The sequence below is a fragment of the Chromohalobacter sp. HP20-39 genome, assembly GCF_033052815.1.
GTDB lineage: Bacteria > Pseudomonadota > Gammaproteobacteria > Pseudomonadales > Halomonadaceae > Chromohalobacter.
The window spans coordinates 1-479 of the sequence record NZ_JAWHTP010000131.1 but is presented as its reverse complement, the minus strand read 5'-3'; the positions used below and the strand labels follow the sequence as shown (position 1 = coordinate 479).

The 479-nt window shown below is 62.4% G+C and carries 1 protein-coding gene; it reads left to right on the top strand.

Annotated features, from left to right (window positions below):
- Nucleotides 1-20 precede the first annotated feature (20 nt).
- Nucleotides 21-479, top strand: a 459-nt coding sequence (locus RVY79_RS17295) for a hypothetical protein (protein WP_317465712.1), incomplete at its 3' end; no start/stop codon positions are given.

Sequence of the window (479 nt, the reverse complement as noted above, 5' to 3'; positions counted from 1 at the left end):
ATCGGGCAGAACTGAATAACATGCGCCTGGATTTCTTTGTCGGTCTGGCGCCAAACCAATTGCAGGTGGAGCCGGTCTTGCGCGGGATCGAGTTGCTGCTTGACGACGGCGCCGCACCAATGCGAGACGGCAAGTACGCCTGGGGAGAGGTCGGGCGCCTTCTGCAAGTGTTGGGGAACGGCCGTGTCACGCCTGAGGATTCGGCGCAGGTGGCTCATATCTTCCTTGATCGCCTGCTCGACAAGGCACCCGCGGAGCAGACGGCAGATCTATCGACACTCTGGTCAGGCATTGTCGATTTACCGGAACCGCAGCGCGGGGGAGCCCTGCAACGGCTGAAAGCCAAGTTCAGTCAGTTCACCCCGAGCCGCAACGCGTGGCAGCGGGATCCGGGGGTGACCTACCCACTGAGAAGCGCGGATATCGCGGTTGCAATCCGCAAACGCGCGCCCATCGACGTCGTGCGCACCCTGCTCGAC